Below are 20,165 nucleotides of genomic sequence, written 5' to 3'. Positions count from 1 at the left end.
ATGAAGCAGACGCACTACGTGGCCCGCGAGCCCGATGCGCAAGGTTTTATCCACTACCCGCCGGAAGAACATGCGGTGTGGAACACCCTGATCACGCGCCAGTTGAAAGTGATCGAGGGCCGCGCCTGCCAGGAATACCTGGACGGCATCGACAAGCTCGGCCTGCCCCTGGATCGCATCCCGCAACTGAGCGAAATCAACACGGTGCTGGCCGAGACCACCGGCTGGCAAGTCACCCGTGTGCCAGCGCTGATTCCCTTCCAGACGTTCTTCGAATTACTCGCCAACAAGCAGTTTCCGGTGGCGACTTTTATTCGCACCCACGAAGAATTGGACTACCTGCAAGAGCCAGATATTTTCCACGAAATCTTCGGCCACTGCCCGCTGCTGACCAATCCCTGGTTCGCCGAATTCACCCACACCTACGGCAAGCTCGGCCTCGCGGCCACCAAGGAGCAGCGGGTGTACCTGGCGCGCCTGTATTGGATGACCATCGAATTTGGCCTGGTGGACACGCCCGCCGGTCGGCGCATCTATGGTGGCGGTATTTTGTCGTCGCCCAAGGAGACGGTGTACAGCCTGTCGTCCGAGCCCAAACATCAAGCCTTCGATCCGCTGGAGGCGATGCGCACGCCGTATCGCATCGACATCCTGCAACCGCTATATTTTGTCTTGCCCGAGCTCAAGCGCCTGTTCGACGTAGCGCAGGAAGACATCATGGGCATGGTCGAGCGTGGGATGCAGCTGGGTCTGCACACACCGCTCTTCGCACCCAAGCCCAAAGCCGCGTGAACCGTAGGTTTTGAAGCCAGGTGAATCTGTTCCCTGGTCCCGCGTTGCTTTAGGGTGACGCCACTGACGACCGTTTTCCAAACACTCGAATTCAGGACACCCCCCCCATGACGACCTTGAACCAAGCCCACTGTGAAGCCTGCCGCGCCGATGCCCCGCAAGTCAGCGATGAAGAACTACCGGTGCTGCTCAAACAGATCCCCGACTGGAACATTGAAGTGCGCGATGGCGTCATGCAGTTAGAGAAGGTTTTCCTGTTCAAGAACTTCAGGTTCGCCCTGGCCTTTACCAACGCCATGGGTGCAATCTCCGAAGCTGAAGGCCACCACCCAGGCCTGCTCACCGAGTGGGGCAAGGTCACGGTGACCTGGTGGAGCCACTCCATCAAAGGCCTGCACCGCAACGACTTCATCATGGCCGCGCGCACCGACGAAGTGGCCAAGGGTGCCGAGGGCCGCAAGTAATGCATTTTGATGCGATTGGCCGCGTGCCCGGCGACCCGATCCTCGGGCTGATGGACCTGTATGCCCAGGATGCCAACCCGAACAAGTTCGACCTCGGCGTGGGCGTGTATAAGGACGACCAAGGGCTGACACCGATTCCCCCTTCGGTGAAGCGAGCCGAGCAGCGCCTGGTGGAACGGCAAACCACCAAGACCTACATTGGCGGCCACGGCGACGCCGCGTTCGGCAGGTTGATCAGCGAGCTGGTGCTCGGCGCCGAGTCCGCGCTGCTGCGTGAACACCGCGCCGGCGCGACCCAGACCCCAGGCGGCACCGGAGCCCTGCGCCTGAGCGCCGACTTTATCGCCCACAGCCTGCCCGGCCGCGGCGTATGGCTGAGCAACCCAACCTGGCCGATCCACGAAAGCATCTTCGCCAAGGCCGGGATCAAGGTCAGTCACTACCCTTACGTCGGCGCGGACAATCGGCTGGATGTGGGCGCAATGCTGGCGACCTTGTCCACGGTGCCCGAGCGCGACGTGGTGCTGCTGCACGCCTGCTGCCATAACCCGACCGGTTTCGACCTGTCCCAGGAGGACTGGCGCCAGGTCTTGCAGATCGTGCGCGAGCGCCACCTGCTGCCGCTGATCGACTTCGCCTACCAGGGCTTTGGCGACGGCCTGGAGCAGGACGCCTGGGCGGTGCGGCTGTTCGCGGCCGAGCTGCCGGAAGTGCTGATCACCAGCTCCTGCTCGAAGAACTTCGGCCTGTATAGCGACCGTGTCGGCGCGCTGATCGTGTGTGCGGCGAATGCCGAGAAACTCACGGATGTACGCAGCCAGTTGGCAAATATCGCGCGCAACCTGTGGTCAACCCCACCGGACCACGGCGCGGCAGTCGTCGCGACGATCCTCGGTGACGCCGAGCTGAAGGCGCAGTGGAGCGGCGAAGTCGAAGCGATGCGCGCGCGCATTGCGCAGTTGCGCTCCGGACTGGTCGAGGCCCTGGCGCCACACGGGCTGGCCGAGCGGTTTGCGCATATCGGCGCGCAACGTGGGATGTTTTCCTATACCGGCTTGAGTGCCGAGCAGGTCAAGCAACTGCGCGCGAAGCACAGCGTGTATATGGTCAGCTCGGGGCGGGCGAATGTGGCGGGGATCGATGCAAGGCGATTGACCCTGCTGGCGCAAGCGATTGCCGATGTCTGCAGCGTCTGACTGACGAAACAGGCACCCCATGTGAGAGCGGGCTTGCTCGCGATAGCGGTGAATCAGTTGCCAAATACAGTGACCGACACTGCGCTATCGCGAGCAAGCCCGCTCTCACTTTCGGGGCCGAACAAGGCCTTAGCCCGCGACCATCTCCGATTTTAGCTGCGCCTCTTTAGCCTGCGCATCCGCCAACCGATACAACTCGATACTCCCATCCCAGTGCTCGATCAACGCTGTGCACGACTCCACCCAATCCCCACAGTTGAGGTAGTCCACCTCGCCTACCTTGCGAATCTCCGCATGGTGAATATGCCCGCACACCACCCCATGCAATTCGCGCCGGGTCACTTCGTGGGCGATGGCTTCTTCGAAATCGCTGATAAAACTCACCGCGGTCTTCACCTTGTGCTTCAGATACGCCGAGAGCGACCAGTAACCGTAGCCATACCGCGCACGCCAGTGATTCAACCAACGGTTTAACGTCAGGGTGAACTCGTAGGCCGAGTCACCGAGGAAAGCCAACCAGCGGTGATAGCGCGTGATCACATCGAACTGGTCGCCGTGGATCACTAGGAGATGGCGACCATCGGCGGTGACGTGAATGGCTTCGTCCACCAACTGGATGTTGCCCAGGATCAGCTTGGAGTAGCGGCGCAGGAATTCGTCGTGGTTGCCGGTGACGTAGATCACCTCCGTGCCGCGCTTGGCCATGGTCAACAGGCGGCGGATCACATTGGTGTGGGCCTGGGGCCAATACATGCCGCCGCGCAGTTTCCAGCCATCGATGATGTCACCGACCAGGTACACCTTGTCGGCGTGGTAGCCCTTGAGGAATTGCGACAAGTGTTCGGCCTGGCAATCCCGGGTGCCCAAATGCACATCGGAAATCCACAGGGTACGAACCCGTTGCTTACGGCTGGGTGTGGCGAATTCGGCACGGGTCATGGGCATCCCTCGACGGTGTTTTCGCGAGCTTGCGCCCTCGCGATTAATAGCCCATGACAGCTATGCGTCAGTCTGATGACAGCGCAGGCTCCTCGCAAAGCGTTGTAGACTGCGGATCTGCTGCCCTGGAGAACGCAATGAGCGCGTCCCTCACGCTACGCCATTACATCGAAGCGCCCATTGCCCACAGCCATGACCATGCGCAGTTGGTCTTTGGCCTGTCCGGGCACCTGGACCTTGAAGTGGATGGACACGCCAGCCAGGTCCGCGAGAGCAGTGTGATGGTGCTGCCCTTCTCGGCTCACCACACCTGCGGCAGTCGCGACGGCAGCCGATGCCTGGTGCTGGATGTGCCCAACGAACACTGGGTGCTGCAATCGTTGGGCGAGCATGCCGATGCCAGCCGCCGCCTGCTCGACCAACCGACGCGTCTGACCCTGGATACGCGGCAAAGCCAGTTGGTGCAATGGCTGGCGCACAGCCCGGTGGATGACCCGCTGATCGTCCAGCAAGGGGCGGTGCTGCTGCTGGCCAGCCTCAATCATCCGCTGGCCCCCAGCGTGCCGGGCCGCCGACTGCCCTACACCGCGTTCAATGCGCATATCGAACAGCATGTCGCCCATCCCCTGCAAGTCGCCGACCTGGCACGCATCGCCGACTTGTCCGTCGCACGCCTGCATGCGCGGTTTGTTGCCGAGTGTGGGCAGACGCCCATGGACTACATCCGCAGTCGCCGCCTGCATAAAGCCTTGGGCCTGTTGCGGGAAACGCCACTGGCCATCGGCGAGATTGCCGAGCGCGTCGGCTATGCCTCGCAAAGTGCGTTTGCCGCTGCAATGCTGCGCGAATTCGGCGCCGCGCCGAGCGCCCTGCGGCGCACGAAAAAATAGCGAGTCCTGCGCTAAAAATCGCGAGCCAGGCGACAGACACTCACGCACCCAGCCTCTAGACTGCGAGCCTGTCACCCCGTTGCTACAAGGATCGCAATGACTCCCCGCTCAGCCCTCGGCGCCCTGCATATCGGCGCATTGATGTTTGGCCTCACCGGCGTATTCGGCAAGCTGGCGGCCGCCTCACCGGCCATCATCGTGTTCGGCCGCGCCGCGTTTGCGGTGATTGCCCTGGCGATCTTTGCGCGCTTCGCCAGCAACGCCCCCTGGAAACAGCTGCACATGCGCGACTGGCGTCGGCTGGTGATCAGCGGTGTGTTGCTGGCGGCGCATTGGGTCACGTTCTTCATTGCGGTCAAAGTCGCCGGCGTGGCCGTCGCCACCCTGGGGTTTACCGCGTTCCCGGCGTTTACCGTGATCCTCGAAGGTTTGATCTTCCGCGAGCGCATTCGCGCCAATGAAGTGTTGCTGGTGGCTCTGGTCACGGTGGGCCTGGTGCTGGTGACACCGGACTTCAACCTCGCCAGCGAAGCCACGGGCGGCCTGCTCTGGGGCATCGCCTCGGGGTTGCTGTTCTCCCTGCTGTCACTGAATAACCGCGCCAGCTCCGGGCGGATTCCAGCGGTGCAGGCGGCGTTGTGCCAGAACGTGGTGGTCGCGCTGTGCCTGTTGCCCGTGGCCGCGCCGGGGCTGGCGGATGTGCGCGCGATCGACTGGCTGTGGATCGGCCTGCTCGGCGTGTTCTGTACCGGCCTGGCCCACAGCCTGTTTGTCGCCAGCCTCGCGGTGATCAAGGCCCGCACCGCCTCGGTGGTGTTCGCCATGGAACCGGTCTACGGCATCAGCGTCGCCTGGCTGTTGTTTGCCGAAACCCCGACCTTGCGCATGCTGCTGGGCGGCGCGCTGATCATCGTCGCCATCGTGCTTTCCGGCCTGATGGGCAGCGCCAGCCAGGCCAAACAGCCGGCTGCAGCGGCCTGATCTATACTCTGCCCATCCGCAACAGTGTGTCGTCGTCTACGGATAAAGACTCCTCGACGACAGCCAGGACGTATGAAGTTGCTGCAAGCGAGTGGTCACTCCATTAACGCTATGCAGGAGTTGCATCATGGAAATGTTTATCAGCTTGCTCGTTCAGATCATCAGCGGTGCCGTCGGCGGTAATTTGGCGGGGATGACCAAACAGAGCCTGGGCACCGGGCTCAATACCCTCCTCGGTGGTGTCGGTGGCCTGGTGCTGGGCCAGATCGTCTCGGCGCTGACGGGCACGCCCGGTGGCGAAACGCTGGATGTCGCGGCGGTCGGCAGCAATATTGTCGGCGGTGGCGTCGGCGGCCTGGTGCTGACGTGGGTCATCGGCTTCATCAAGAGCAAGATGGCCGCCAAGTAAGCACGCACCAACCGGTCACCGCCCTTATGCGGCGGTGGCCTTCATTACTTATGATCGTTGTGCCCCAGGTCGCGCTGCGGGTCGATCTGGTCGCGCACACGTTGCTTGAGCACTTTGGCCTCCGGGAAGCCGCCATCAGCCTTGCGCTCCCAGATCTGCACACCGTCGCAGGTAATGCGAAACGCGCCGCCGGTCGCCGGCTCCAGCGCCACTTTGCCTAGGTCTTCAGCGAAGGTACTCAACAGTTCCTGGGCCAGCCACGCGGCGCGCAGCAACCACTGGCACTGCGTGCAATAGGTGATGACGATCTCGGGTTTGCTCAGCGACATAATTTGACAGGTTCCTGGCGTAACGGGCTTGGAGGGTCGGGTGGCTATAATACCGGCCCTTATCGTCCAGCCCCGAGATTCATGATGCACCGCCTGCTGTCCTGCCTGTTGCTCTGCCTGCTACCCCTCCTTGTCGATGCGGTTGAAACGCCACGCCCGAAAATCGGCCTGGTGCTGTCCGGCGGTGCCGCGCGCGGGCTCGCCCATATCGGCGTGCTCAAGGCCCTGGAGGAACAGGGGATTCATATCGATGCGATTGCCGGCACCAGCATGGGTGCGGTGATCGGCGGGTTATACGCGTCGGGCTACAAGATCGATGAGCTGGAAAAGCTCGCGCTGGGTATCGATTGGCAGCAGGCGCTCTCCGATGCGCCTCCTCGGGAAGATGTGCCGTTTCGACGCAAGCAGGATGACCGTGATTTCCTGGTCAAGCAGAAACTCAGTATCCGCGACGATGGCAGCCTCGGCCTGCCGCTGGGCGTCATCCAGGGCCAGAACCTGGCGCTGCTGCTGGAAAGCATGTTCGCCCACAGCAGCAACACGCGAAATTTCGACAAGCTGCCGATCCCCTTTCGCGCCGTAGCAACCGATATCACCACCGGCGAAAAAGTAGTCTTCAGCAAAGGCCACCTGCCCCAGGTAATCCGCGCGAGCATGTCGATCCCTGCCGTATTCGCGCCTGTGGAACTCGATGGCCGGCTGCTGGTGGACGGCGGGATGACCGATAACATCCCGCTGGACGTAGCGCGAGAGATGGGTGTCGACATCGCCATCGTGGTGGACATCGGCACGCCGCTGCGCTCACGCAAGCAACTGGCCACGGTGGTGGACGTGCTCAACCAGTCCATCACCCTGATGACCCGGCACAATTCCGAAGAACAACTTAGGGCCCTGAACCCTAAAGATGTGCTGATCCAGCCGCCGCTGGCCGCCTATGGCGTCACGGACTTCGGCCGCGCCAAGGACATAATCGACGCCGGCTACCGCGCCACCCGCGCCCTCGATGTGCGCCTGGCCCACTTGCGCCCCGCCGAACCGATCGACCCGGAACTGGTGGCCGCGCGCACCCCGGGCGAACGGACCCCGATCATCACCGCGATCAGCGTGGAGAACGACTCGAAAGTCAGCGACGACGTGATCCGCTACTACATCCGCCAAACCCTGGGCGAGCCGCTGAACCTGGGTCGCCTGCAAGTGGACATGGGCACCTTGTATGGCCTGGATTACTTCGAACAGGTGCAATACCGCGTGGTGAAAAAAGGCCACGACAACACCCTGGTGATCAGCGCACGCGGCAAACGCAGCGGCACCGACTACCTGCGCCTGGGCCTGAACTTGTCCGACGATATGCGTGGCGACAGCGCCTTCAACCTCGGCGCGAGCTACCGCATGAATGGCATCAACCGCCTCGGCGCGGAATGGCTGACGCGGGTGCAGATCGGCGATCGGCAGGAGCTGTACAGCGAGTTCTACCAACCGATGGACACCGGCTCGCGCTACTTCGTCGCACCTTACCTCAAGGCCCAGGCGCAGAATGTGGAACTGATTCTGGACAACGATCCCATCTCCGAATACCGCCTGGAACGCTACGGTTTCGGCCTGAACGTGGGGCGCCAGATCGGCACCAGCGGCGAGATCCGCTTCGGCGTCGGCGAGGCCTGGGGCAAGGCCGATGTGCGCATCGGCGACCGCGACCTGCCAAGCGTGAGCTTCAGCGAAGGCTTCTACGAGTTGAAGTACTCCTTCGACTCCCTGGACAACGTGTACTTCCCCCACACAGGCGAAGACATCGGCCTGGCTTTTCGCGAGTTCGAACCAGGGTTGGGTTCGGATCAACGCTACCGACAATGGGAGTTCAAGCTGGACAAGGCCATGAGCCACGGTCCGGACACGCTCGTACTGGGCGGCCGTTACGGGCGCACCATGGATAATTCGGACGTGGTGATATCCAGCTTCCTGCTGGGCGGCGCACGGCAGCTGTCGGGCTTTCGCCAGGATGCGATCTCGGGGCAGAACGTCAGCTTGATGCGCGCCGTGTACTACCGCCGCCTGACGCCACGCTCGTACCTGCCATTGGATTTCCCGCTGTACCTGGGCGCGTCATTGGAACGCGGACGGGCGTGGAACAACGACAATGAATTCGACAGCGGCTATATCAACGCCGCGAGTATTTTCCTGGGGTTTGACACACCGTTGGGACCGCTGAATTTCAGCTACGGGTTCAATGATGACAATCAGCAAGCGGTGTACCTGAACCTCGGCCAGACCTTCTAAAACGCCGACCGTAATACCCAATGTGGGAGCTGGCTTGCAGTGGCAAGCCGGCTCCCACATATTGATCTGCCGTGTACTTGAGGTCAGGACTTTTCCAGATTCGCCAGAATGTGCCCATGCACACGCATGCACACCCGCAGGTCCTCTTCATTCACGCCCACGAACAACTCATGGCGCAACGCAGTGGCGATGGTTTCAATCTGCTCGATCAACGGTCGGGCGGTGTCGCACAGCAGGATGCGCTTGGCGCGGCGATCTTCCACCACGGCCTGACGTTGAACCAGTCCTTGGCCTTCCAGGCTGTCGAGCAACCGCGCCAGGGTCGGACCTTCAACGCCGACACTTTGTGCCAGTTCGCGCTGAGTCGGCGCGTCTTCGAAACGAGCCAGGTGCAGCAGCACCAGCCAGCGTGCCTGGGACAAGCCTAGCCCCGCCAAACGGCGGTCCAGTTCGGCGCGCCAACCTCGGGACATTTGCGCCAACTGCATGCCAAAACGGTGTTGATCGGTTAACGGCATAAAAAACTCATGGTTTAGACTGAAAACAAAGTATGGCTAATTATTAGTCAGCTAAGCATGAGCCATGTCAGTAGGCAAGCGCTCGTCTGTACTGATTCGTTACATTGTCGCAATTGGCACACTAAATTTCGAACTCAGACTGCAACGCGGCACGAACGCAGTACAAAACCCCCTCGGGAACCCGCCCGGTGAACAGCGGTGCGATCTCAGCAACTGGTGGCAATTCGCCTTCACCGTCTAGGAAGGCATCCTGGATTTCGCTGAGTAAATCTTCCGGCAAATCAAGAGCCTGCTCTAACGACAACTGTTGCTGACCGATGGATTCGGCCAACAGCGTATAGACGTTTTTCTCCGAGCATTGCAGCTGGCCGGCGATCTGGATCGGGGTCATGCCGGCCCGCGCCAGGCTGATCAATTCGTGGCGAATATCGGCGATTTCCTTCGGCGCTTCGGCCTGGCCGCCGAGCACTTCGAGGAAGGCCTGGCCATAACGCTCCAGCTTGCGCGCCCCCACACCACTGACCCGGCCCATTTCGGCCAGGGTGGTCGGCTGCTCGCGCAACATCTCCAGCAAGGTCGAGTCGGGGAAAATAACGTAAGGCGGCACGCTGTGTTCCTGCGCCAGTTTGCGCCGTAGGGTACGCAGGGCTTCCCACTGTTCACGCTCTTCAAAGCGCACCAGTTGGCTGGCTTGGCTGGTACTGCTCTTGGCGGTGGTCTGCGGCTTGAGGTCGCGGCGCAGTTCCAGGCTGACTTCACCCTTGAGCAACGGCCGGCAACTGTCGTTCAGGCGCAGGCCGCCGTAGCCTTCGATGTCGATGTCTACCAAGCCGCGCGCGACCATCTGGCGGAACAGCGATCGCCATTCGCCTTCGGCACGGGCCTTGCCCACGCCGTAGACCGAGAGTTTCTCGTGGCCGAAGCTACGCACCTTCTCGTTGTCCTTGCCCAGCAACACATCCACCAGATGGCCGACGCCATAACGCTGGCCGGTGCGGTAGATCGCGGACAAGCCCTGGCGCGCCGGCTCAGTGGCATCCCAGGTTTGCACGCCGTCCACACAGTTGTCGCAATGGCCGCAGGGTTCGGGCATGTCTTCGTCGAAATACGCCAGCAAGGTCTGGCGGCGGCAACGCGTCTCTTCGCAGAGTGACAGCATGGCGTCGAGCTTGTGCTGCTCCAGGCGTTTGTGGCGCTCGTCACCTTCGGAGTTCTGCAGCATTTGCTTGAGCATCACCACGTCTTGCAGGCCGTAGACCATCCACGCATCCGCCGGCAGGCCATCACGGCCGGCACGCCCGGTTTCCTGGTAATAAGCCTCGAGGGACTTGGGTAGATCCATATGGGCCACGAAGCGCACGTTGGACTTGTCGATGCCCATGCCGAACGCGATGGTTGCCACCATGATCAGGCCTTCCTCGTTGAGGAAGCGCTTCTGATGATAAGCACGCAATTCGTTGGGCAAGCCCGCGTGGTAGGGCAACGCCGGATAACCCTGCTCGCACAGGAAGGCGGCCACTTCGTCGACCTTCTTGCGCGACAGGCAATAGACGATGCCTGCATCGCTGCGCCGCTCGGACAGGAACGCCAGCAACTGCTTGCGCGGCTGTTCTTTAGGCACGATGCGGTAAAAAATATTCGGCCGGTCAAAGCTCGACAGGAAGCGCTCGGCGTTCTGCAAATGCAGGCGCTCGACGATTTCTTCACGGGTACGCTTGTCGGCGGTGGCGGTCAGGGCGATACGCGGAACGTCGGGGAACAGTTCCGCCAACTGCCCCAACTGCAGGTATTCACGGCGGAAATCGTGACCCCATTGCGATACGCAGTGAGCTTCATCGATGGCGAACAGGGCGATTTCCAGGCTCTGCAGGAAGGCCAGCATGCGCGGCTGCACCAGGCGCTCGGGGGCCAGGTAGAGCATTTTCACTTCGCCGCGCTTGATACGCGCAGCCAGGTCGCGCTGCTGTTCGGCGCTGAGCGTGGAGTTCAACGCGGCGGCGGCAACACCGAGTTCTTCGAGGGTCGCTACCTGATCGTCCATCAGCGCGATCAAGGGCGACACCACCACGGCGAGACCGTTACGCAGCAACGCCGGCACCTGGAAACACAACGACTTGCCACCACCGGTGGGCATCAGGACGAGGGCATCACCGCCATTGGCCACGCGCTCAATGATCGCACCCTGGCGGCCACGAAAACTGTCGTAGCCGAAGATGTCCTTGAGGACGCGTTGAGCCTGCTCGAGCATGTAAAACTCCAAATATCGCCGAAATCCCTCTCTACAGGCTGGCCGAAAAAACGCGGCACTACGGAAAATAATCCGTAAGCGAAGTTTTCTCGGGTTGGCACTGGCCTGCAGGGGCATCACAAAACGCGGCAGTATACCCGAGCGTCGGCCGGCAAAGGGCGCGGCTGACGAATAGCGGCCGCTATCGAAAACCGGCCAAATATGCAGTGTGGCTGGCCGGGGCGCTCAAGAAAGCCTAGAATTCAGCATCGTTTATTCCCAAGGTAGTCCTTCAATGTCCTTCGCTGAGCAACTAACCCGCCTGCAAGCCTTCCTCGACGCCGATGAGCTGCATGACGAGGCGCTGGACTACGTGGCCGCCCACGGCTACCTGACCGCCCTGTCGATTTCTTCCGACATCGTGCCGGACCGTGAGTGGATCGACGCCTTGTTCGCCGAAGAACCTCACTACGCTGACGCCGCCCAGCGCGAAGAGATCGAAGCCACCCTGCTCGCTCTCAAGGCCCACATCGGTCGCCAACTGGCCTCCGATGAGGAATTCGAGCTGCCGTGCGACCTGGACCTGGGCGAAGATCCGGACGACTCCGACCTGCGCGGCTGGTGCATCGGATTCATGGAAGGCGTGTTCCTGCGCGAAGCCGCCTGGTTCGAAACCGCCGAAGAAGAAGTCAGCGAAATGCTGCTGCCAATCATGGTCGGTTCAGGCCTGTTCGACGACCAGCCGGAGTTCTCCGACATCGCCTCCGACGCCAACCTGATGGACGACATGATCGTACAGATCCCGGAAGCCCTGACCGCCCTGTACCTGCTGTGCAACGCCCCTGACGAAAAACCGGCGCTCCTCAAGCCTCGTCACCACTGAGTCGCATGCCCGTGATACCCATGGGCAAGCGCTCGCCGCTCCTGCGTTATGCACTACTGGCCATCGGTTGGCTGAGCGTAGCGCTGGGAGTAATCGGTATTTTCCTGCCGGTATTGCCGACCACCCCCTTCCTACTTCTTGCCGCCGCCTGCTTCGCGCGAAGCTCCCCACGCTTCTACGACTGGCTGGTGGAACACCCGCGCCTGGGCCCATGGATTCGTGACTACCTGGACGGCAGTGGCATCCCGCTGAAGGGCAAGGTCTATGCCATCGGCCTGATGTGGCTGAGCATCGGTTTTTCCTGCTACCTGGTGCCTCTACCCTGGGCACGGGGCTTCATGCTGACCAGTGCCGTGCTGGTGACGATCTACATCCTGCGCCAAAAAACCCTGCCGCCGCGCTGAGCCTCTTTAACACCCGCCCCTGCGACATTAGTGCTCACGAGACCTTGGTCGACACTGACTAATCCCCAGGCATCATGCGAGACTGTCCGACCGGGCCCGAAATGCCTGGGTGTGTTTATGTCCGGAGTTACCATGACGCTGTCCAGCGGGCTGATCGCCGCCGTTGCCTTGGCCTATATGGCCATTATGTTTGCCATCGCCTTTTACGGTGACCGTCGCCATGCGCCGCTGCCGCCGCGTATGCGTGCCTGGGTGTACAGCCTGTCGCTGGCCGTTTATTGCACCAGTTGGACCTTCTTCGGCGCCGTAGGCCAGGCGGCCGAACAACTGTGGGCGTTTATACCGATCTACCTGGGACCGGTGCTGTTGCTGGTATTGGCCCCCTGGGTCCTGCAAAAGATGATTCTGATCAGCAAGCAGGAAAACATCACCTCTATCGCTGACTTTATCGCTGCACGCTACGGCAAATCCCAATCGTTAGCGGTGGTGGTCGCGCTGATCTGCATGGTCGGCGTGCTGCCTTACATCGCCCTGCAACTCAAGGGCATCGTACTCGGGGTGAACCTGCTGATCGGCGCTGGCGCGGATGCTACCGGCACCCGGGCCCAGGACACGGCGTTGATCGTGTCGCTGGTGCTGGCGTTGTTCACCATTGTCTTCGGTACGCGCAACCTCGATGCCACCGAACACCACCGTGGCATGGTGCTGGCGATTGCCTTTGAATCGATAGTCAAACTGTTCGCGTTTCTCGCGGTCGGTGCGTTTGTGACCTACGGCCTCTACGACGGTTTCGGCGATTTGTTCAACCAGGCGATGCTGGCTCCACGGCTGGAGGAATACTGGAAAGAAACCGTCAACTGGCCAACGATGGTGGTACAGACCGGCGTCGCAATGATGGCAATCATCTGCCTGCCCCGGCAGTTTCACGTCACCGTCGTGGAAAACATCGACCCCCAGGATTTGCGCCTGGCCAAATGGGTCTTCCCTGCGTACCTGATTCTCGCAGCGCTGTTTGTCGTGCCGATCGCCCTCGGCGGCAAAATGCTCTTGCCCGGCTCGGTGCCACCCGATTCCTACGTGATCAGCCTGCCCTTGGCCGAGGCCCATCCGGTCCTCGCCTTGCTGGCGTTCATTGGTGGCGCGTCGGCCGCCACCGGCATGGTGATTGTTGCAAGCATTGCGTTGTCGACCATGGTTTCCAACGACATGCTGCTGCCTTGGTTGTTGCGCCGCTCCAGCGCGGAACGGCCGTTTGAAGTATTCCGCCACTGGTTGCTGTCGGTACGCCGCGTCAGCATTGTGATCATCCTGCTGCTGGCGTATGTCAGCTACCGATTGCTGGGCTCCACTGCGAGCCTCGCGACGATCGGCCAGATCGCTTTCGCCGCAGTGACCCAACTGGCACCCGCCATGCTTGGCGCGCTGTATTGGAAACAGGCGAATCGTCGCGGCGTCTTTGCCGGTTTGGCGGCGGGCACGTTCCTGTGGTTCTACACCTTGGTCCTACCGGTTACCGCGAAAAGCCTGGGCTGGTCGCTCAGCCTTTTCCCAGGCCTGACCTGGTTGCATTCCCAACCGCTCGGTTTGCCCCTCACCTCGCTGACCCTGGGCACCGTGTTCTCCCTGGCGGGCAACTTCACGCTGTTCGTCTGGGTTTCGATGCTCTCGCGCACTCGAGTGTCCGAGCACTGGCAGGCCGGGCGCTTCATCGGCCAGGAAACCAGCCAACGCGCCAGCACTCGCTCCATGTTGTCGGTCCAGATCAGCGACCTGCTGAGCCTGGCCGCGCGCTTTGTCGGGGAAGAACGCGCCCAGCAAAGTTTTATCCGCTTCGCCTATCGCCAGGGCAAAGGCTTCAACCCCAACCAGAATGCCGATAACGATTGGATCGCGCATACCGAACGCCTGCTGGCGGGTGTACTCGGCGCCTCCTCGACTCGCGCCGTCGTAAAGGCCGCGATTGAAGGTCGGGACATGCTGCTGGAGGACGTAGTACGAATCGCCGACGAAGCCTCCGAAGTGCTGCAATTCAATCGGGCCCTGCTACAAGGCGCCATCGAAAACATCACCCAGGGCATCAGCGTGGTGGATCAGTCGCTCAAGTTAGTGGCGTGGAACCGCCGTTACCTGGAGCTGTTCAACTACCCCGAGGGATTGATCAGCGTCGGCCGGCCGATTGCCGACATCATTCGCTATAACGCCGAGCGCGGCTTGTGCGGACCGGGTGAGGCCGAAGTGCATGTGGCACGACGCCTGCACTGGATGCGCCAAGGCCGCGCGCACACCTCCGAACGCCTGTTCCCAAATGGACGGGTGATCGAACTGATCGGCAACCCGATGCCCGGCGGCGGTTTTGTCATGAGCTTCACCGACATCACCGCGTTCCGCGAGGCCGAACACGCGCTGACCGAGGCGAACGAGGGCTTGGAACGACGGGTGACCGAGCGAACACACGAGCTGTCGCAACTCAACGTGGCGCTCACCGACGCCAAGGGCGTGGCCGAGTCCGCGAACCAATCGAAGACCCGCTTTCTCGCAGCGGTCAGCCATGACCTGATGCAACCGCTGAACGCTGCACGCCTGTTCTCCGCCGCCCTCTCCCACCAGAACGACGGCCTGTCGAGCGAAGCCCGGCAACTGGTGCAACACCTGGACAGCTCGCTGCGTTCCGCCGAAGACCTGATCAGCGACCTGCTGGACATCTCGCGCCTGGAAAACGGCAAGATCAACCCGCAACGCCAGCCGTTCGTGCTCAACGAACTGTTCGACGCACTCGGCGCCGAATTCAAGGCACTGGCCCAGGAACAAGGCTTGCGCTTCCGCTTGCGCGGCAGTCATTTGCGGGTCGACAGTGACATCAAGTTGCTTCGACGCATTTTGCAGAACTTTCTGACGAATGCGTTCCGCTATGCCGACGGCCCAGTGCTGCTGGGCGTGCGCCGACACGAGGGCGAGTTGAGCCTGGAAGTATGGGACCGCGGTCCAGGCATCCCTCAGGATAAACAGAAGGTGATTTTCGAGGAATTCAAGCGCCTGGACAGCCATCAGACCCGCGCTGAAAAAGGCCTCGGCCTGGGCCTGGCGATCGCCGATGGCCTGTGCAGCGTATTGGACCACCACCTAAGCGTGCGTTCATGGCCGGGCAAGGGCAGCGTGTTCAGCGTGCGCGTACCGCTGGCTCGCAACCAGACGAGCCCGCCGATCAAGACCGTGCAGGAGAACGGCCTGCCCCTGAGTGGCGCACAGGTGCTGTGTGTGGATAACGAAGAAAGCATCCTGATAGGCATGCGCAGCCTGCTGACGCGTTGGGGTTGCGAAGTATGGACCGCCACCGACCAGGCGCAGTGCGCCGCACTGCTGGCCGACGGCGTGCGCCCACAACTGGCGCTGGTGGATTACCACCTGGACCACGGGGAAACCGGCACGGAGCTGATGGCTTGGCTGCGCACGCAATTGGCTGAGCCGATCCCCGGCGTGGTCATCAGCGCCGACGGCCGTCCGGAGATGGTGGCGCAAGTGCATGCCGCGGGGCTGGATTATCTGGCCAAGCCGGTTAAGCCGGCGGCGTTGCGGGCGTTGCTAAGTCGGCATCTACCCCTTTAATCAGGCCGAACTCAATCCACTGCCGAGGCTCGATAGCTCCGACATTGACCCGCCACTATTCGGGTAAGTGCGCCACACCGTCGGCATCGGTCATTGCCCGCTCCAGCAGATCGGCGGGCAGGCTCTTGCTGGCGCGGGCGCCGAGCAATCTTAATTGTTCGGTGCGGCTGACCAGATTACCGCGACCATCTGTCAGCTTATTCCGCGCCGCGCTGTAAGCCTTATCCAACTGCTGCAGACGGTTGCCCACTTCATCCAGATCTTGGATAAACAGCACGAACTTGTCGTACAGCCAGCCGGCGCGCTCAGCGATTTCCCGGGCGTTTTGGCTCTGACGCTCCTGTTTCCAAAGACTGTCGATAACCCGCAGGGTGGCGAGCAAGGTGGTGGGGCTGACAATGACGATATGGCGGTCGAACGCTTCCTGGAACAAATTGGGCTCGGCCTGCAAGGCTGCGGAAAAAGCGGCTTCAATCGGCACGAACAGCAACACGAAATCCAGGCTATGCAAGCCCTCCAGGCGCTTGTAGTCCTTACCGGCCAGGCCTTTGACGTGATTGCGCAGGGACAGCACGTGCTGTTTGAGCGCCGCCTGGCCGATCACATCATCGTCCGCCGCCACATACTGTTGATAGGCCGTCAGGCTGACCTTGGAGTCCACCACCACCTGTTTGTCATCGGGCAGCATAATCAGCACATCCGGCTGGAAGCGCTCACCGTCCGGGCCTTTCAGGCTGACCTGGGTTTGGTACTCGCGGCCCTTCTCCAGGCCGGCGCGTTCCAGCACACGTTCAAGGATCAGCTCGCCCCAGTTGCCCTGGGTCTTCTGGCCCTTGAGCGCGCGGGTCAAGTTCGTGGCTTCGTCCGACAGACGCAGGTTCAGTTGCTGCAGGCGTTCAAGCTCCTTGCCCAGGGAAAAGCGTTCGCGGGCTTCGTTCTGATAGCTTTCTTCGACACGCTTTTCGAAAGACTGGATGCGTTCTTTCAAGGGATCAAGCAACTGCCCGAGGCGCTCCTGGCTGGTTTCGGCAAAGCGCTGTTCACGCTCGTCGAAAATTTTCCCGGCCAGTTCGGCGAACTGCGCCCGCAGCTCGTCCCGCGCGCCCTGTAGGTCAGCGAGGCGTTGTTGATGGCTTTCCTGTTGCTCACGCAGCTCCGCACGCAAGGCCGCCGACAACGCGTCAAGGCGGCGCAGTTCGGCTTCCTTGGCGCTGCGGTCGAGGTTCCAGGCGTGGGCCGCGTCGCGGGCGTTGTCGCGATCGATCTGCAGCAATTCGACTTCGCGGCGCACGGCGGCCAAGTCAGCCTGCTTGGCGGCATTGGCCTGGCTGAGGTCGCTGATCTCGTCACGACTGGCATCCAGTTGAGCAGCCAAGCCTTCCTGGGCAAGTTGCGCAGTGGCCAGGCGCTCTTCAAGCAATTCCCAGCCGGCCATGCGCGCGGCCAAGCGCCGCTGAAGCTGCCAGCATACGGCCAATAACGGCACTGCCGCGCCAGCAAGTCCCAGGGCAATACTGGTCCAGTCAAAAGCCATAGCCATGTCTGCCATCACCGAAAAAGAGCAAGGTTAACCAAGCAAGGGAGTTGAGGACAGCTCAGTCTTCGACCTGTCCCAATTCACGCTGGGCGCGGCGGTCGCCAGCGCGAGCAGCCAGGCGCAGGAGGTCGTGGCCGATGCGGCGGTCGCGGGCATTACCACATTCGCGGCACATCAATTGGCCAAGTCGGCTTTGCGCGGCGACTACGCCATCACGCGCCGGCTGTTTGAGCAAGCGCCCGGCAAAATGTTTGACGTTGGCGCTGTGGCCTAGCAGCGGGCTGTCGAGCAACCACAATGCAACTTTCAAGGAGAAACGCTTGGGTGGGGTAACAGCCGGAGGGGTGTCGGTAGCAGAAAGTGACACTGAGCGAAACTTCATAAAGCACTGTGGGACAGAACGGAAGGCGCGCCACTCTACTCTTTTTTTCGTACAGGTAAAGCCGAAAAAAACCTGCACGCCCGTGCTAGAGCAAGCGCTTGGGACAATCCACAGAAGCTGTGGATAACTCAGTGGACAACCCTCCTTTAACTCGCGCAAAGCCCCATGGAATGGGGGCCGCAGTCAAACTGACGATTTTTTCACCAATAAAAAAAAGCGATATTTTTCATTGACTTAAATTTTCATTGCAGGCTGACGGAGCCGGTTCGAAACACTTGACAGGCCGGTGACACCTACTGTGAACAATGTGTACAACCCCCTCTTCCCTGGTTATATCGCCGGTATTTTTTGATCCGATACTGCTTGAATATGTTACCGGCACGGCCAGGCAGGGACTTTTCAAATTCAGTACAGGTCGCCACACTGCCCCACCTACAACGCAACCATGTGCGGGTCGATGAAAGGAATTCTGTTATTCACAGTGTTGTTGCTGGCTATCTGCGCGACCTCCCTGGGAATCAATGCCGCACTACCCTCACCCGACGGCGCATTGTTCGCCATCGCGATCCTGCTCTCCGCGGCGTTCACCGCCATCAGCCTGTGTATCGAGTTGGGCGAGGGCCGGATCAATGACATGGGCGATGTCATGAAAATGATCGAAACCGGCCAGTCCCTGCGCCTGACCCTGGCCGCGTATGCGCTGGGCTCCTCGCTGGCGGCAGCCGTCACGGTGCTGGTGTATCACGGGTTGCTGGAGGGCTGACTGAAGTTTTTTTGCCTGCACGCTTCCATTCCCCGCTTCGATCCGTTACTATCCGCAGCGTTAGTACCAAGCTGAAAGTCAATTCTGGTCGAACAACTCCCCTGAACAACACGGGATCGGCCACCTTGATGGTTTCCAGGTATCACTTGCGACGACACTGCCTTTGAACAAGCAAAGGGTGTCGCGAAGTATCAATACTCTGACCGAACCAACCTGCCAATTGATCAGGATCTTCACCCTGGGCCCAGAACCTTTGCCCCTGTTGTGTTGCCTGCCCTCCTAAGTACCTACCTGCCAGCCCAAGCGCGCCTAAACTATTAGCGCTTCAAACTGGCTGCTTTGTTCCAGTCGGGTTCTTCGTTCGATCAATGGTGATCGACGTCACTGGAACGTTTTAACGTTGCGCGGTTCTTAACCGTGTTATTTGTAGGAACACCAATAATATGTCCACTCAAATCCATACTCAGGATGCCATTCGCACCCTCACCAACGCTTTTGCACCAATGAACTGTCTGATCATGGCCGCTCGCAAAGGCTGCTTCAGCTTCACCCTGGTCAACGAACACGGTATCGCTCGTCACAGCGAACGCCTGTACCCCGATCAATACTCCAGCGCAGAGCCGCTGCAGGCCGTGATCGAGCGTACCCGTCAGGCACTGGTTGCCTGATCGACCCGAGCTGCTGAAACACAAAAACCCTGTTTAAGACGCAGGGTTTTTTATTGCCTGATATTCAGGATCTGAATGTTTGCACTCAGCACGAATAGATATAACCGTTATAACTGATTAAAGAAGATGTTTTAAAAACAGTCCTTTACACTACGAATATGACACTACACTTCAACTCAAGCGGCATGATCCGCTTACGACGGGCCTGAGATCCGATCCACCGCTGCCAAGCCCCCACCCGCTCAGGCTTCGTCGACCACTTTCACGGATTGAGGCGAGTATGGGTATCGCTGCCAGCGAATTGTGTCGTTATGTAATCAAGCCGACGCTTATTTACCTCGGGTGCCACGACCAGACGGCTGAATCTCTGTTGCTGGGCATTGCCGCCAGCCAGTCGGAACTCGGCTCCGCATTGCACGACCGCCGCGGCCACGGCCTGTATAGCATCACCGAACCACGTCACCGCGCCCTATGGGACACCTACCTGGCGCTGGACCCGGAACGCGCAAGCCTGGTGCGCGGCCTGGCCAGCCAGCATGCTTTCCTCAGCGCGCCCCAGCTTGAGCTGACCGTTAACCTGCGTTACGCCACAGCCATCGCCTGGCTGCTGGTGGAACAACGGCGCCCCGCGTTGCCCGCACCGGGTGATGTATTGGCCATGGCGCGTATCTGGAAAGAAATATTTCACCCTCAAGGCCGTCTTCGCGACTTCACCCAAACCTGGAAATCCTGTGTTTCATCCATGAATCAGGTGGTTTGCTGATAGGTAAACTTACAATATTCGCTAAAAAACCGCGATTTTAGTAGGATTGTCCTACAAAACCGCTCTATCTCCTATGTTACAGCCTATAGCGTGATGTGTAATTTATTGATACTTTCCGCTTCGGTGATCACACGGAGTTCTAA

The 20,165-nt window shown here is 60.6% G+C and carries 19 protein-coding genes; 13 read left to right on the top strand and 6 right to left on the bottom strand.

Features of this window, described 5'->3' with window-relative positions:
- The 3 genes from phhA (at position 1) to ACP7CJ_RS17085 (ending at position 2,452) form a co-directional block, all read left to right on the top strand.
- Positions 1-792 carry a phenylalanine 4-monooxygenase gene (gene phhA / locus ACP7CJ_RS17095; protein ID WP_276194225.1) on the top strand — a complete coding sequence of 264 codons (792 nt, stop codon included), beginning with the start codon at positions 1-3 and terminating at the stop codon, positions 790-792.
- A gap of 107 nt (positions 793-899) precedes the next feature.
- Positions 900-1,256 (top strand): 4a-hydroxytetrahydrobiopterin dehydratase, encoded by a 357-nt coding sequence (locus tag ACP7CJ_RS17090; protein ID WP_426100052.1) that lies wholly within the window; start codon positions 900-902, stop codon positions 1,254-1,256.
- Positions 1,256-2,452: an amino acid aminotransferase gene (locus tag ACP7CJ_RS17085; protein ID WP_276194227.1), complete on the top strand. Its 1,197-nt coding sequence runs from the start codon at positions 1,256-1,258 to the stop codon at positions 2,450-2,452. The genes ACP7CJ_RS17090 and ACP7CJ_RS17085 overlap by 1 nt, the downstream gene beginning before the upstream one ends.
- Before the next feature lie 129 nt (positions 2,453-2,581).
- Here the strand turns inward: ACP7CJ_RS17085 and ACP7CJ_RS17080 are convergent, their stop codons facing one another.
- A complete protein-coding gene (locus tag ACP7CJ_RS17080) occupies positions 2,582-3,391 on the bottom strand; it encodes a UDP-2,3-diacylglucosamine diphosphatase (protein WP_247401752.1) in 810 nt (269 codons plus the stop codon).
- Between the two features lie 137 nt (positions 3,392-3,528).
- Between ACP7CJ_RS17080 and ACP7CJ_RS17075 the strand changes: the two genes are divergently transcribed.
- The 3 genes from ACP7CJ_RS17075 (at position 3,529) to ACP7CJ_RS17065 (ending at position 5,671) form a co-directional block, all read left to right on the top strand.
- Positions 3,529-4,281, top strand: a complete 753-nt coding sequence (locus ACP7CJ_RS17075; RefSeq protein ID WP_426100053.1) for an AraC family transcriptional regulator — start codon at positions 3,529-3,531, stop codon at positions 4,279-4,281.
- Positions 4,282-4,377: 96 nt separating this feature from the next.
- Entirely contained in the window at positions 4,378-5,262 is an 885-nt protein-coding gene (locus ACP7CJ_RS17070) for a DMT family transporter (RefSeq protein ID WP_276194230.1), read from the top strand.
- A 127-nt stretch (positions 5,263-5,389) separates the two neighbouring features.
- Positions 5,390-5,671 (top strand): hypothetical protein, encoded by a 282-nt coding sequence (locus ACP7CJ_RS17065; protein ID WP_276194231.1) that lies wholly within the window; start codon positions 5,390-5,392, stop codon positions 5,669-5,671.
- 44 nt (positions 5,672-5,715) lie between these two features.
- On the opposite strand, the gene ACP7CJ_RS17060 is transcribed toward ACP7CJ_RS17065, so the two are convergent.
- Positions 5,716-6,000: a SelT/SelW/SelH family protein gene (locus ACP7CJ_RS17060; RefSeq protein WP_276194232.1), complete on the bottom strand. Its 285-nt coding sequence runs from the start codon at positions 5,998-6,000 to the stop codon at positions 5,716-5,718.
- Positions 6,001-6,084: 84 nt separating this feature from the next.
- Between ACP7CJ_RS17060 and ACP7CJ_RS17055 the strand changes: the two genes are divergently transcribed.
- Positions 6,085-8,274, top strand: coding sequence for a patatin-like phospholipase family protein (locus ACP7CJ_RS17055; RefSeq protein WP_426100054.1), 2,190 nt, complete (start codon positions 6,085-6,087; stop codon positions 8,272-8,274).
- A gap of 83 nt (positions 8,275-8,357) precedes the next feature.
- Here the strand turns inward: ACP7CJ_RS17055 and ACP7CJ_RS17050 are convergent, their stop codons facing one another.
- Entirely contained in the window at positions 8,358-8,792 is a 435-nt protein-coding gene (locus ACP7CJ_RS17050; protein WP_276194233.1) for a MarR family transcriptional regulator, read from the bottom strand.
- Between the two features lie 121 nt (positions 8,793-8,913).
- Positions 8,914-11,040 carry a DNA helicase RecQ gene (recQ, locus tag ACP7CJ_RS17045; protein ID WP_198718051.1) on the bottom strand — a complete coding sequence of 709 codons (2,127 nt, stop codon included), beginning with the start codon at positions 11,038-11,040 and terminating at the stop codon, positions 8,914-8,916.
- A gap of 274 nt (positions 11,041-11,314) precedes the next feature.
- Here recQ and ACP7CJ_RS17040 point away from each other — a divergent pair, with 274 nt between their 5' ends.
- From ACP7CJ_RS17040 to ACP7CJ_RS17030, 3 genes are all read left to right on the top strand, one after another.
- Positions 11,315-11,902 (top strand): YecA family protein, encoded by a 588-nt coding sequence (locus tag ACP7CJ_RS17040; RefSeq protein ID WP_276194234.1) that lies wholly within the window; start codon positions 11,315-11,317, stop codon positions 11,900-11,902.
- Between the two features lie 5 nt (positions 11,903-11,907).
- Positions 11,908-12,306 (top strand): YbaN family protein, encoded by a 399-nt coding sequence (locus ACP7CJ_RS17035; RefSeq protein ID WP_276194235.1) that lies wholly within the window; start codon positions 11,908-11,910, stop codon positions 12,304-12,306.
- A 132-nt stretch (positions 12,307-12,438) separates the two neighbouring features.
- On the top strand, positions 12,439-15,909 hold the full coding sequence (locus ACP7CJ_RS17030) for a hybrid sensor histidine kinase/response regulator (protein WP_426100055.1): 3,471 nt from the start codon (positions 12,439-12,441) through the stop codon (positions 15,907-15,909).
- 55 nt (positions 15,910-15,964) lie between these two features.
- On the opposite strand, the gene rmuC is transcribed toward ACP7CJ_RS17030, so the two are convergent.
- Positions 15,965-17,329 (bottom strand): DNA recombination protein RmuC, encoded by a 1,365-nt coding sequence (gene rmuC, locus ACP7CJ_RS17025; RefSeq protein ID WP_426100112.1) that lies wholly within the window; start codon positions 17,327-17,329, stop codon positions 15,965-15,967.
- A 175-nt stretch (positions 17,330-17,504) separates the two neighbouring features.
- Positions 17,505-17,828 (bottom strand): sel1 repeat family protein, encoded by a 324-nt coding sequence (locus ACP7CJ_RS17020; RefSeq protein ID WP_276194237.1) that lies wholly within the window; start codon positions 17,826-17,828, stop codon positions 17,505-17,507.
- 457 nt (positions 17,829-18,285) lie between these two features.
- On the opposite strand from ACP7CJ_RS17020, the gene ACP7CJ_RS17015 reads away from it, so the two are divergent.
- The 3 genes from ACP7CJ_RS17015 to ACP7CJ_RS17005 all read left to right on the top strand — a co-directional run bounded on the left by ACP7CJ_RS17015 (position 18,286) and on the right by ACP7CJ_RS17005 (position 20,022).
- The gene (locus ACP7CJ_RS17015) at positions 18,286-18,591 is read left to right on the top strand and encodes a hypothetical protein (RefSeq protein WP_247405053.1); all 306 of its coding nucleotides are present in this window, start codon (positions 18,286-18,288) and stop codon (positions 18,589-18,591) included.
- Positions 18,592-19,034: 443 nt separating this feature from the next.
- On the top strand, positions 19,035-19,259 hold the full coding sequence (locus ACP7CJ_RS17010) for a hypothetical protein (protein WP_007898912.1): 225 nt from the start codon (positions 19,035-19,037) through the stop codon (positions 19,257-19,259).
- A gap of 280 nt (positions 19,260-19,539) precedes the next feature.
- Positions 19,540-20,022 (top strand): hypothetical protein, encoded by a 483-nt coding sequence (locus ACP7CJ_RS17005; RefSeq protein WP_276194239.1) that lies wholly within the window; start codon positions 19,540-19,542, stop codon positions 20,020-20,022.
- The last annotated feature ends 143 nt before the right edge of the window (positions 20,023-20,165 follow it).

Origin of the sequence: Pseudomonas sp. PSPC3-2 (genome assembly GCF_049897085.1) — a bacterium.
Lineage (GTDB): Bacteria > Pseudomonadota > Gammaproteobacteria > Pseudomonadales > Pseudomonadaceae > Aquipseudomonas > Aquipseudomonas paraveronii.
Note: the sequence above shows the minus strand (reverse complement) of the source record. Positions and strands in the feature narration are given on the sequence as shown.